Here is a 14886-nt window from a genome sequence, read left to right as displayed (position 1 = left end):
TTGTCTTATTTCATTAATATTAATTTCTTACTTATACTGATGTTACCTGCATTTAGCTTGACAAAGTAAATCCCTGATACCAACCCTTTTGCATTAAAACTCACTTCATAACTCCCGGCTTTTTGTATTCCACTGACAAGTTTACGGACTTCTCTGCCTGAAAGATCGTGAATAGTTAATTGGACATTCGTTAATAGTGTATTAGTATAATAGTTATTCGGTGGAACGGTATAACTGATAACCGTTGATTTAATAAACGGATTTTGACTTATTCTCAAATCCGCGTTCCGCATTCCAAAATCCAAATTTGTCTGTTCTTCTATCCCTGTCTCCGTATAAGTTGTCAACCCGCCGCCATTTAATGTTCCAATCCATTTCATATTTCCTTCTATTGCAATAGTCGAAATATACTCATCATTAGGTAATCCGGAATTACTTTGTTTATAAACAGTCCAGTTTGTTCCGGTAAATTTTGCCAATCCATATCCCGTCGCAATCCATTTGGTTGTTCCTTCAATTGCAATGTTGGTAACTCCATTATTTGGTATTCCCGAATTACTCGTATTGTAAGTAGTCCAGCTTGTTCCGCTAAGTTTTGCCAAGCCATAAGCTGTTCCAATCCATTTTATGTTCCCCTCTATTGCTACGGAGAAAATAGAGTTACCCGGCAAACCTGAATTACTCGTGTTATACACAGTCCAGTTCGTCCCATCAAACTTTACTAATCCCGAGGGCGTTCCAATCCATTTAGTGCTTCCTTCAATTGCTATTTCAATAATATTATTATCCGGCAATCCTGAATTACTCGTATCATAAACAGTCCATGTTGCGCCATCATATTTTATTAATCCACTGTAAGTTCCAATCCATACAGTTGTTCCTTCTGTTGCAAGAGTTATAATCCGGTCATCAGGCAATCCGGAATTTTCCGTATCATACAAAGTCCATGTTGCTCCATCAAACTTAGCTACTCCATACATATCCGTTCCAATCCATTTTGTGCTTCCGCTTATTGCTATAGCGGGGATAGTTATTGCAAAATAAGGCAATGCCGAATTACTTTCGTCATATAATGTCCAGTTCGTGCCGTCATAGCTTGTTAATCCGGAACCCGTTCCAATCCATTTTGCGCCAGTCGTGCCTTCAATTGCTATGGAATAAACAAAATCACAGGGCAAACCCGAATTACCTGTCTTATACATAGTCCAGTTTGCGCCATCAAACTTAAAAACGACTCCCATTGCATAATTAGCCATATTACGCTGGTCATAAAGAAGACACCCAATCCATTTTGTAGTTCCATTTACCGCAACTATAAAAAATTCCGGGTCAACTGCCTGATTATTAGGTAAACATGGAATATTGTCATAGTCATAGATAGTCCAATTTGTCCCGTCAAACGCTGCTAATGCATAGTTTGTTCCAATCCATTTTACGTTTCCGTCTATTGCTATTGAAGTAACGTTATTGTGCGGCATTCCGGAATTTCCTGTAAAATACGTTGTCCATGTTGTCCCGTCAAACGATGCCAATCCTTCATAGTATGTCCCAATCCATTTAGTGCTTCCTTCTATAGCTATTGCATTAATATCATCATAAGGCAAACCTGAATTACTCGAATTATAAACAGTCCAGTTCGTCCCGTCAAACTTCACCAACCCACCGGCATCTGTTCCAATCCATTTTATATTTCCTTCGATTGCTATTGCCTGAATAAGATTATCCGGCAAACCTGAATTAGTCTTGTTGTACACAGTCCAGTTTGTCCCGTCAAATTTTACCAACCCCTTGCCCCAGGTTCCAAGCCATTTTACGTTTCCTTCAATTGCTATTGAAAAAACATAATCCTGTGGTATGCCTGAATTTGCCATAGTATAGACAGTCCAGTTAGTCCCGTCAAACTTAACTAATCCGGAAGGCGTTCCAATCCATTTTACGCTTCCTTCGATTCCTATTGCAAAAACATAATTGTCCGGCATACCCGAATTCGCATGGTTATAAAACTCCATATTTCCAGTAGTTGCATCTATAGATACTAACCCGCTGGAAGTTCCAACCCATATTGTATTCCCTTCGCTGGCAACGGCGTTAACATCCATCCCGCTTGTATAATTCGTCCATCCCGGGTATTTCGCATTTGCAGTATTATAAACAATTCCAAGTAGTAAAACAACCATTCCACAAAACTTTTTATTCCTCATATTATTCTCCCATTTTTTCTGTCCCCCAGCTTGCTTACCCTGCAAATTTCTTCTTGTTTTTCAAAAGTATTTTACTTCATCAAAATCAATTTTTTATTTATGCTAATGTTCCCTGCGCTTAATTTAGCAAAGTAAATTCCCGATGCCAACCCTTTTGTATCAAAACTCGCTTCATAATTTCCGGCATCTTTTTTCTCATTTACTAATGTTTTAACGCAATTGCCGGTTATATCGTAAATCTTTAAGGAACAGACATGTCTGTTCCCTACACTAAATTTTATCGTTGTTGATTTGATAAACGGGTTTTTACTTATTTGTAACTCTAAACTTTTTACTTTCAACTCTGAACTCTCTTCTATTCCCAGCATAACGGATGTATTATTTTGATAATTCAAATTTCCACTGCCATCTTGCAGCCATACATAAAGTTCTCCTCCGGTTGAGAACAGAGTATCCGGGATAGAATAGAACACGCCGCTTATATCAAAATTAAAGGTAGGTGCTGAACCTACCTTGTAATAATATATTGCAATACCGCTTGAATCAGCAGGATTTGTCCAGTTGATTCTAAACTTAGACCCGGCAAGCTTTGTAGAAGTCAGATTAATAGGAGCAGAAGGGGCTGTTGTATCAATAAACGGTGTATTAAGGAATGGTTGATATAATACTTTTCCTTTGCTAAAATCGTCATAGTAGTCATAAATCTTAGCATCAATTGTATCGGTATTTAAGCTATTTAAATAATTATATTTTACATCTATATCAAGCGTATCATTATTGTAAAAAGTGTACCCGGTAGCATAAATATTGTTTGTGCGAATAAGAGTATTAAAATTGGATTTGAGATGTATGGCAGAATAAGTGGTATCAGTTATTCTATTATAACGAATCGTAAGTAAATGCGGAAAATCAGGCAAGCTATCAGACTTACTATAAATACTACCAAAATTCTCATCGTTAGCAGATCCATTATTAGAAATAGTGTTGCCGGCTATTGTGAGCGAATCAATAACACAAACATTATAAATTCCTCCTCTTGTATTACCGATAATAGTGTTTCCAACTATTTTACCTGTCCCCATCCAATTATAGATACCCGTACCTGAGGTGTTAGAAACAATATTGCCGGATATTATAGCTGAGCCGGAATTAGAATAATTACTAAGGATACCATAATAACCTGAGTTATTAGTAATAGTGTTTCCAACTATTATGGCTGAACCATAATTACCTTCAGAGGTGTTAATAGCTCCAGAGTTATTAGAAATAGTACTATTAATTATTACGGCTGAACCTTTATAATTATTGATACAATATACAGATGGCATCATTGATGGTACCGGATTATTAGAAATGGTGCAATAACCAACATAAAAAGAACCATTGTCATCATTATATATAGCGGTACTATCTGCATATTCAATCCTGCAATATTTAAGACTACATATTGATGCTGTTCTTAACCATAACCTGCTCCACCCTGCAGTCCCGTTCTTTGTTATTATAATCGAATCGCTCGATGTCCCGATTGCCCTTAAAATTCCCTTGACCATTATATATTTTGCTTCATTAACCTTTACTTCAACTCCCGGCTGAATTGTTAATGTAACTAAAGTATCTACTAAGACATTTCCCGTAACAATATATGGACTGCCTGTCGTGTTCCATACTGTATTTGTGCTAATAATGCCGCTTACATTGGTGGCATTTACGATTGAGAACATAATAAATTGTGTTCCTACAATCAAACTTAAAAATCTTCTCATTTTTCCCCCTGTTTATTTTAACAACAAGTACCCCTCTAATTGATGATATCCTTAAAATCTAGATTTGTCAATGTTTAATACTACCTTTTTCGTTCCTCTGAGAATCAAGAAATTGCTGTGTCGGGGAACTACAAAATAGGGGGGATGCTACAATAAATATTTTACCAGTTAGAATTAGATACTAAGAATTATTAGAAATTCTTAATTGCCGAATAATTACTGTTCCCGAAGCAATTGTAGCGTTATCAGGGCAACTAATTAAATTACTTTATTACAATAATTTTTTTCGTTAATTTATTTTCACCTGTATTTAAGACTATAAAATATGCTCCGGTAGTCAATCCTTTGCTCTCCAAATTAAATTCGTAACTTCCCGCTTTTTGCACTCCATCCAAAAGTTTACGCACTTCTCTCCCGGAAATATCGTTAATAGTTAATAGCATATTAGTATAATAGGGAATGCTATAACTAATAACCGTTGACTTAATAAATGGATTTTGACTTGCCCTGAGCGTAGTCGAAGGGGTTTTGATATTTGATTTTTCTTCTATCCCCACAATATAAATACCCGCCCTGTTATTGCAATCTAAGTTCCCGCTGCTGTCTACTAACCAGACGAATAAAGATTCACCGGGAGTAACAGTAATTGTATCCGGTAAAGAATAGAATGCGCCGCTTGTATCAAAATTCGACATAGGTGACCAGGAAAGGTGATAATAATATTCCGAAATTCCGCTTGCATCAACAGGGTTCGTCCAGTTGATTTCAAATGTCGAATCAACAATCTTTGTAGCAGTAAGGTTAATCGGAGCCGAAGGCGCAATTGTATCGCTGAACGGAGCATTTAAAAATATTTGATAATGAACTATCCCTTTACTAAAATCGTCAAAATAATCAAAAATCCTTGCATTCATTGTGTCGGTGTTAGTAATATTCCAATAGTTATACCTTGCATCTAAATCAGACCCCCCATTATTATACACAACATAACCCGTAGCAGAAATGTTATTTGTTCGTATAAAACCCTCTCCTTGATTATATATAGCAGAAGGGCTGGTATCTATTATTGTGTTATAATAAATTGGGCTTGATGTGCCACTACAAGTATAGATAGCGCCTCCTCCGGAATCAGCCATATTATAAGTTATTGTGTTATGACGAATCATAGCTGCTCCACTAAAAATAGCGCCTCCCTGAGTAAGAGCAAAATTATTAGATAAGATGTTGTTAGTTACTGTAACATTAGCCCCATTGATAAGGATTCCGCCTCCACCAAAAGTTGTAGAGTTATAAGTTATCGTATTGCTATCTATTTTTACGGAGCTGCCGTTGCTGGATGTCCATATACACATCCCTCCGCCAAGCATCGCCGAGTTATTAGTTATAGTGTTGTTAGTTATAGTAATTGAACCATCAGAAGCAAGTCCATAAATAGAGATACCTCCGCCATAACCACCGTTCGAATTGTTAGATATAATGTTCTGTGTTATTACGGCCGAAGTGCCTCCGCCAATAGTAAGTCCTGCGGCTAAACCACTTATAGGAAAGCTATTATCAGTTATAGTGTTATTGGTTATAACGGATATCCCACCATTAATATGAATAGCTCCGCCTATATTATTAGAAATAGTGCAGTGGTCCATATAAATGGAATCTCCAATGTCACTATAGAGGGCAAAATTATTCGCATATTCAATCCTGCAATATTTAAGACTGCATATCACTGCCGGTTTAAGCCATATCCTGCTCCATTCTGCGGTTCCATTCTTTGTTATTATAATTGAATCGCTTGCCGTTCCGATTGCATTTAAAATTCCCTTGACCATTATACATTTTGCCGAATCAAGCCTTACTTCTACGCCGGGCTGAATATCAAGTCTTACTAAAGTATCTACTAATATATTTCCCGTAACAATATACGGACTGCCTGCTGTGTTCCATACCGTATTCGTGCTGATAACTCCGCTTACGTTAGTGGCATTTACGAGTGAAGACACAATAAACTGTGTCCCTATAATCAAACCAAAAAATCTCACCGCCATAGCGGGATGTTTCATTTTCATCTTTCCTCCTGTTGTTTTTAAACCAGCAACTATAAAATAATTAATGTCCTTAAATCCATATTTGTCAATCTTTTTATTAGGATGAAAATAAGCGCAGATTTAAAGAAAAAGATAGTTTAGAATTGAAAGTAGAAATTAAAAATAAAAAGGTATAATAAACTCTTTTTACCTGTCTATCATAGACAGAAAAACACTGTTGAGAAAATTGTAACCTTTATTTTATTAATATCAACTTATTCGTTTCTTTATAATTACCCGTACTAAACTTTGCAAAATATATTCCTGTCGGCAACCCTCTTGCATTGAAATCAATAGTATAATTTCCTGCCTGTTTTTCTTCGTTTATTAATGTCTTCACACACCGCCCTGATAAATCGTTAATCGTTAATAGTACATTCGTATACTCGGGAACACTATAACTAATAAGCGTTGATTTAATAAAAGGATTTTTACTTATTTTCAATTCCGCATTCTGCAATCCAAAATCCGCATTTTCTTCCGTTCCTATTGCGGGATAAAACTTGCTTAAGAAAATATCACCCCCGGCTACTGCGTTAAGGTTAGATGTTCCTGTGCCCGGGTCAAAATTGGACGTACCGGTAAAACAGCCGGAACTATAAATATTCCCGCTGTCATCAATCCCAATGGAATACCCCCCGTCATCTCCCGTTCCACCCATTCGTTTTGCCCAGAGAAAATTCCCGGAAGCATCTATTTTTATTATGAAAATATCATTACTGCCTCTTGAGGTAAGCGTATCATCTCCGGTGTTCCAATCAAAATTGGCTTTCCCGGAAAACAAACCTATCATATAAATATTCCCGTTCTTATCAATCACATTAAACCCGCCTCTTTCATCACCCGTTCCACCCATTGGCTTTGCCCAGATAAGATTCCCGGAAGAATCTATTTTACTTAGAAAGGCATCGTAACCGCCTGCCGAAATTATGGTGTCTTTTGGTGTGGACCACTGATTGAAATCAACCGTGTCCTGGTAATATCCTCCTACAAAAGCATTTCCGTCTTCATCTACGGTAACGTGTCCTCCGCAGTCATTTCCATTTCCGCCCCATGTTCTTGCCCAATAGAAATGTCCACTCGTATCAAATTTACTGAGGAATACGTCAATTTGCCCGCCATTGCACGAATGTATGTCGGCGGGTCCCGTACTATCCGGATTCAGGTTAACGCCTACTGATTCAAACATTCCTGCCCAATATAAAATTCCTGACCTGTTTACATTAATGGCGCATCCGTCGTCATAGTCTGCCCCGCCCCATGTTTTTGCCCAGGCGAAATTTCCATTCGCATTATACTTGACCATCCATGCATCAAAGAAACCATTACAGCAATGGTTGTCAACACCGATGCCCGGATTAAAATCAACCGGAGTTCCTGCCGGGTTGGAGAAATCTCCTCCTCCATAAATATTTCCTACCGGGTCTACGGTAACGCTATATCCTTCGGCGCCCCAAACTCCGCCCCAGGTCTTTGCCCAGAGAAAGTTCCCGCTTGAATCAAACTTGCAGATGTATGGGTTGTTCTGGTGGCTAAGACCGTTTGATATGTGAGTGTCTGCCCCTGCCGGATTGAAGTTGACGGTATCCTGGAATCGTCCTATTACGACTATATTGCCGAAACTATCCACGGCAATGCCATTTCCGACATCGCCTTTGTGTCCGCCCCAGGTTTTCCCCCAAATGAAACTTCCGTTTGCATCAAGTTTACAAAGAAAGGCATCTCTTTCGCCATTAGAAGTATGGCTATCAACACCGATTCCCGGGTTTAAGTCAATTGTGCCGTCAAAATATCCTGTAACATATATATTGCCTATGTTATCTACGGCCATTGAACCGGCAAATTCTTCTCCTGTTCCGCCGAGTTGTTTTGCCCAAAAACCTGTTTGAGCGTTTGCAGATACTGCAAAAAACAAAGAAAGAATAAAAAGTTTTTTCATACTGTCTCCCTGTTATTGTTAAAAATTAATACTTTTAAAACTATCTGTCAATAATTTAAATGTATTGTTGTTATATGCAATCCGAATAGGGGATATGTTTATAATGAAAAGGGCAGGAAACATTAAGCTTCCTGCCCTTTCTTCTTTGCCTTTAGTTTTAGAGTTTAATTAACTTTTTGTTTATCCTGGTTCCTGCATTTAAGTTCAAATAGTATATGCCTGTTGGAACGTTTTTCCCGTTGTCGGATAAGCCATTCCATTTTAAGTTGTATTGCCCCGAAGTTTGCATTGCGTTGACAAGTGTCTTTACTTTGCGTCCGTCAGCACTATATACCGTGAGCTTTACGTTAGTTTGATTCGGGACGTAATAAGAAATTTCTGATGTGGAGTTGAACGGCATTGGATAGACTTGTAAGGATATAGGTTTCCGGATACTTACCTTTTCCTCGGAACCTTGCGATTTTAATGGTGTTATGTCTACAATAACCATACAATGATACTGCCCGCCGCAGATTGACTGCACATTAGTTACCCCGGGTACCGTTAGCGGTTTGTATTTTGTTACTATCGTCCCGTCTCCTAACTGTCCATAACTTCCATATCCCCAAATTTTAACCGTTCTGTCGGCTAAAAGTACTGCATGCCAGTCTACTCCACCGCGAGCTATCGCTATGGCGTTTGTTATCCCGAATACCTGTACAGGTTTTACTTTAGCGATTGTTGTTCCATCTCCTAATTGTCCGTGATTATTAGAACCCCATGTTCTTAATGTTCCGTCCGCCAATAATGCTATACTGCTCGGGTTGCCGGAATCAAAGTAACTCCCGGCTATTGCCGTTGCATTCGTTATTCCGTATACTTTTACGGGTTTAAGTCTATTAGTTTTTGTACCGTCTCCTAATTGTCCCTTGGAGTTGTTACCCCATGCACTTATCGTTCCATCAGCTAACAGAGCAAGTCCGTAATAAGCGCAAGCTGCTATCGCCGTTGCATTTGTTATCCCGTATACTGTTACGGGAGTATACCTGTTAATAATCGTTCCATCTCCCAACATTCCCTGCCCGTATGAATATGAAAAATTATTTCTGCCCCATGATTTTATTGTTCCATTGGATAATAATGCGTATGCAAAATCTCCACCACAGGCTATTGCCGTAACATTTGTTAACCCTGATACAGTTACCGGAGCAGACCTGTTGATAATTGTCCCATCTCCTAATTGCCCGTAAGTATTTCCACCCCAGGTCTTTACAGTTCCGTCAGCCAATAAAGCCATACCAAAAACCGAACTGTTTTTTGAACCTGAACCGCCTGCTGCTATTGCTATTGCATTAGTTATTCCCAATACTTGTACGGGAGTAGTTTTGCTGACCGTTGTTCCGTCGCCTAATTGTCCGAAAGAGTTATTTCCCCATGACCAAACTGTCCCATCCGAAAGTAACGCCAAACTGAAATCGGTTGCCCATTGATGTGCTCCTCCGCCTGCAACTGCTATAGGTGTTCCGGGCAACCCGTTTACTGCAACTGCGAGTAATTTATTATTCCCTGTTGTCCCATCGCCAACCTGCCCAACATCGTTGTGTCCCCATGCTTTTATAACTTGCTGTCCATTAGCTTGCGAGTAGAAACCCAACACACAGGATATAATCAGAAGGAAACTCGACAATTTTATGTTTTTCATTGTCCCCTCCCTTTCTGTTATGTCTCTTTCGAAAATCAACTTCAAAAACTTTCCTTCTCAACTCTTACCTCCTTTCAATAAATTAAAAATTTATTTATTCAATAACTTAGGTGTGTCCATCTGCAACATCTGTCAAGTGCTTTTTGCTAATGTATGAAATTTCGTTACTATATCAATGAAAAATTGATTTTTTAGGTATTTAACCGGGAAGATGAAAAACTTCTTTTCTATCTGAGTCTGCCTTTTGTCATTCTGGGTGTAACGAAGAATCTAATCTCTATTTGCCTATCAGTTATGGGTGCGTCCTAAATATGGTTTTGATTTTAATATATTTTTCCATAACTTTATCCGTATCACAGAATGACATTTAATATTACTTAACTGATAAATTTACTTAAAAATCTGCGCCTTGATTATTATCGCTACTCTTGTATATTGCTACTTAAATAATAGTTGCAAAAACAACTTTCTTGGAATAACTTAGTTCTTGATTATTTTACTTTTTACCCACTCAACTTTGTCAACTCCGGGGATTTTATTACTTAGTTTCCTATTGTGAAAAACTTAATAATTTGTTCGGAGTAAAAATTTAACATTAGACAAACAATAATCAATAAAATACCAATTGCAATAACACTTCCATTTTCCTTAGCAATAAACTTTGTCTCCCGAAACAGAAGAACTCTGCTGATGCGTAAGATATAACCAAGCGTAAATAAATCTGCCAATACAATAGCTAAACTATAAACTGGATGTATTGACCATGTTATCGAACAAAGATGAAATTTGCTTATGAACCCACTTAATGGCGGTATTCCTATAAGACTTAAGCCTCCAATTATAAAAACAGCAGTTGAAAATGGCATTCTCTCGGCTAAACCTTCAAGATTTATTATTTCATTTCCGGTCGAACCTGTATTCTTATTGACTTTCAAATACCCGCTTGATAAAGATTTCAAACCAACTATTATAAGCAACCATCCGGATAAAGCAGTTATTAAATAAAAAATCCCCACGCCTAATCCCTCACTTGCCAAGACGGGCAAGCCTATTGCTAATAAAACATAACCCAGTTGGCTTAAACCACTATAAAGAATAAATTTTTTAATATTATTCTCGACCAGTGCCAGCAGTGCGCCAACTAACATAATAGCGCAGGCAGTAATTTCCCGTAACATCGGCATTCGTATAGCAATGGAAATAATTAGAAAAGCTGCTAATCCGATAATTAACCGTACGGAAAAACCTTTTACAAATTTCCCTAGACCAAAAATGATTTCAACAATAATTTCATAGAACCGTGCAATTGCTCTATCAATATAACGGAAAGTTATCAGGGCAACTTCATTCATCCCGGATAATGCCTGTGGATAAAGGTCATAAACCCCGGATAATGCTCTATGATAAGTTTTATCAAAATAATTCATATCTTTTACTGTTTTATAAAAATCTACTCCTGTCACTTTATTCTCCGGAAGTAATTTCTCACCGCCAATAAACGCTTCGGTTTTTCTTACTTTCCCAACCTTCCCAAAGAAAAATACAATCATTCCTAAAATGATTCCTACCAGGATTAAAGTCGTTGCCATCCCCGGAGACCAGAAACCAATAAAATCTATCATAGGTGCGCCCTTACTTGTCAAGAAAATAGACGGGAAAACAAGATGTTTTAATGGTACGGAAAATGCAAATACACCAAATACTACACACAACCCGGCAAGAAGTATCATTGGTAACCACATTGTCCAATCAACTTCTTTCTTTATTTCTATTTTTTCCTGGTTTGTAGATTGCCCTAAAAATATTGCATACAAAAGTTTTGTAAAACTTGCTAGAGTCAATGCACTTCCAAAAGTTGCTGCAATTAACCAGATAGGCCATAATATCAACCCTTGCCTACCTCCTTCTATTATTCCCTGATAAATCATCCATTTGGAAACAAATCCGTTAAAAGGAGGAACTCCGGAAATGGATAAAGATGCAATTAAACAGGTAACAAAAGTAATAGGCATAAATTTTGCCAATCCGCCAAGTTTTGATAAATCTCTTGTTTTCGCACGATAAATAACAGCACCTATACAAAGGAACAGAAGCCCCTTAAATAATGCATGGTTCATTAAATGAAACAATCCACCGGCAACACCAACAATAGTTCCCGTTCCGATACCAAGAATCATATACCCAATTTGACTTACGCTATGATATGCCAGAAGTCGTTTAGCATCGTGCTGAACTAATGCCATAAATACTCCTACTAATATGGTAATCGAACCAATGGCACAAAGAATGAATTGCCAGACAACTGGCGTTATAAATATCTGCCAGAATATTCTGAGCATCAAATAAATTCCAACTTTAATCATCACCCCTGATAAAAGAGATGAAATTGGTGATGGTGCAGCCGGATGAGCATCGGGCAACCATGTATGTAAAGGAACCATCCCTGCTTTTACTCCGGCACCGATGAAGAAAAATAATAAAAGCCAATTTGTAGCTTTTGAACTAAGTAATAATTCCCTGCTTGAAAGGAGAGAAATATCAACGGTGTTTTGCGAATAATAAATAAAGATAATTCCTAATAACATAAACATTGAGCCGACTATTGTCATAATAAAAAATTTTATTCCGGCATCTACTGAAACTTGCGTTTGATTATGCATAACCAGAAACAGACCAAACAAAGTCATCAGTTCCCAGAATATAAATAACGTGAAGAGATCTCCTGCCACTACCGTTGCAATCATCGAACCAATAAAAAGCATAAGCATTGAATAATAAAAATTAAGATTCTTGTACTCTTTTGCGTAAGAAATTGAAAACAGCGTAGCTAAAAAACCTAAGAAAGAAATTAATAACACCATTATAAGCGCTAACAAATCTAAATTCAGACTCATCGGGGTGTTTAATACGGGAAATGTTGCAAAATTAAATTTAATAGGCGCTATTAATACAACGGGAAGTAACCTTAAAGCAATAACAAAAATTGCTAAAGTAGAAAAAGCTGCAAACCATTCACGTAATACCATCCCCAATAAACAGACCATAGGAACTGAAATAAGAGGTAGGATTAATAAAATTATTAATTCAATTTTTTCCATAATTATTGCTTACTTACCAATATGCAGGTGTAATATGTTTCTTATAATGCCTGTTTACGCCATTTATATTTCTAATTTTTATTTCCATTGCCAATAACTTTACTTCATTTGCTCGACTGCTGTCCGGATAAGATTTAACGGTAATTTCACAAAACATCCAACTACAAGGCCAAGTATCCCAAGTGTCATTACCGTAAAGAGCATAGGAAAAGACTTCTCCCTACAAGACGGATTAGTAGGCTCGCCCATAAAAACTTTATTAAAGAAACGTATCAGATACACCATAGTTAATATGGCAGTAATTATAGCTACCCCTGCAATAATAAAATGTCCGGACTGAACCGTAGCAGTAATAATAAAAAGCTTGCTCCAGAAACCGCCAAACGGAGGGATTCCCATAATAGATAAAGCACAAAGAATAAAAGATATGCCTGCAATAGGCATAGTTTTAAACATCCCGCCCAACTTACGAATATCTTTTTCTTTTGTTTCATGTTCTACAACACCGGCACATAAAAACAATCCCGCTTTTCCTAAACCATGAACAAGTATGAACAATAATCCACCAGTGATACCAACGGTAGTATTAAGAGACAGTCCCAAAAGAATATAAGCAATCTGGCTAATGGTAGAATACGCCAGAATGCGTTTCATATCATTTTCAACTAACGCACAGCACGCAGATACAAAAGCGCCAATAACAGCTATTACAGGAACAATGTTTGACCAGGGAATAGGAGTATGAAATGTCCAGCAGAATATACGAGCAAAAGCATATACACCTATTTTTACCAACACGGCGGCATGAAGTAAAGCAGTAACCGGGCTTGGAGCTACACCGGCAGTAGGTAACCATATCTGGAAAGGCAATTGTGCCGATTTTGATAATATACCCAAAAGTATTAGTAAAAGTGCTAAGTTGTCAACAGGCGCTCCTCGTAATTGAGTTAAATTCAATGTGCCGAATTGCTGATAAATTATTTCCATACCAATAAGCATCATTGCAGAACCAAAGAAAGTAATATAAAAAGCTTTATCGGCGTTGGCTAAATGTTGTTTTTCCCTATAAAAACCAATTAGTCTCCATGAACAAATTGTGGTAATTTCCCAGAATATATACATTAAAAGCAAATTCGTGGAAAAAATTAATCCCAACATTGAACCAATAAAAAGTGCAATAAATGAATAATATTCGCCTAAATGGCGATATGGAACATCCCGCCCTGGCGTGGAATCTTTCATATAACCGAAAGAATAAAAGACAATTAAAGCACCAATAAAAGATGAACACAGTGCCATAAAAACCGCTAAACTATCGAAAGTAAAATTCAAATTAAGCCAGTCAGTGAGTTTAAGTTGTATTACAGGGTATTTACCGGACATAGAAGGGGAAATCAAAAATAAGCTGCCTATAAAAGCGATTATTGTAAACAATAAGGGAAAAAGACCTTTTTCTTCCTGTTTAAATATTTTCACAGAAAATAAAAGCAAATTAAAGCTACTGTTCGTCAAGGTTAAAACGAACGGGCCACATCATCCAAACCCTTACCGGTTTACCGTTTTGCAGTGCGGCACTAAATTTAGTATTATATGCACTCTGGACTGCAGCACTATCAAGGAGTGGATGCACACCTCTAAGAACCACTACTTTCATAACAGTTCCATCCAGGTCAATCAAAACTTTAATGAAAACTGTTCCGCTTACATCAACAGCTTTAGCAGCTTCCGGATATTTAACATTGCCCGTAGAAATTCGTTTAGGTTGAACTTCACATGGAACGAAAGCATTTATATCCGGGATTCCATCTCCTCTGCCTGTATCCTGGGCAGAAGTATTACCTGCGATGTCTTGTTGGGTTGGCGCAGTTTCTTGGGTTGCTTCCGCATCAAGAACCGGTTTTGGAGTTCCTACGATTGGCACGCTCGGTCTATTTACCGTTGTCTGGGGAGTGCTCTCATCCCCGGTAATCGAAGGTGGCGGACCTAATTGTGCATAAGTCATTTTTATTACCCTTTTACCTAAATTCATTTTGTCTCTTTCCTGACGCCATTGTTGATATTTTATTCCTAAAAAAGAAAATAGAATAACAAGAAAAATTAATATATTAGTTATATAATAC

At 37.5% G+C, this 14886-nt stretch carries 8 protein-coding genes; all 8 read right to left on the bottom strand.

The window, feature by feature from the left end; translation table 11 throughout:
- Positions 1-5: 5 nt before the first annotated feature.
- Positions 6-2201 (bottom strand): T9SS type A sorting domain-containing protein, encoded by a 2196-nt coding sequence (locus tag WC614_05860; protein MFA5032529.1) that lies wholly within the window; start codon positions 2199-2201, stop codon positions 6-8.
- 71 nt (positions 2202-2272) lie between these two features.
- The gene (locus WC614_05855; protein ID MFA5032528.1) at positions 2273-3967 is read right to left on the bottom strand and encodes a T9SS type A sorting domain-containing protein; all 1695 of its coding nucleotides are present in this window, start codon (positions 3965-3967) and stop codon (positions 2273-2275) included.
- Positions 3968-4230: 263 nt separating this feature from the next.
- Positions 4231-6030, bottom strand: a complete 1800-nt coding sequence (locus WC614_05850; GenBank protein ID MFA5032527.1) for a right-handed parallel beta-helix repeat-containing protein — start codon at positions 6028-6030, stop codon at positions 4231-4233.
- 214 nt (positions 6031-6244) lie between these two features.
- Complete coding sequence (locus WC614_05845; protein MFA5032526.1) at positions 6245-7987, bottom strand: SBBP repeat-containing protein; 1743 nt, start codon at positions 7985-7987, stop codon at positions 6245-6247.
- 157 nt (positions 7988-8144) lie between these two features.
- Positions 8145-9668, bottom strand: coding sequence for a FlgD immunoglobulin-like domain containing protein (locus WC614_05840; protein ID MFA5032525.1), 1524 nt, complete (start codon positions 9666-9668; stop codon positions 8145-8147).
- Positions 9669-10210: 542 nt separating this feature from the next.
- On the bottom strand, positions 10211-12766 hold the full coding sequence (locus WC614_05835; protein MFA5032524.1) for an NADH-quinone oxidoreductase subunit M: 2556 nt from the start codon (positions 12764-12766) through the stop codon (positions 10211-10213).
- A gap of 99 nt (positions 12767-12865) precedes the next feature.
- Positions 12866-14242 (bottom strand): NADH-quinone oxidoreductase subunit L, encoded by a 1377-nt coding sequence (locus tag WC614_05830; protein MFA5032523.1) that lies wholly within the window; start codon positions 14240-14242, stop codon positions 12866-12868.
- 22 nt (positions 14243-14264) lie between these two features.
- Complete coding sequence (locus tag WC614_05825) at positions 14265-14795, bottom strand: TonB family protein (protein MFA5032522.1); 531 nt, start codon at positions 14793-14795, stop codon at positions 14265-14267.
- Between the last annotated feature and the right edge of the window lie 91 nt (positions 14796-14886).

The organism is bacterium (assembly GCA_041649255.1).
Lineage (GTDB): Bacteria > Hydrothermota > UBA3073 > JACQXS01 > JAQTXJ01 > JAQTXJ01.
The sequence above is the reverse complement of the archived record's forward strand: the minus strand, read 5'-3'. Positions and strand labels throughout refer to the sequence as shown.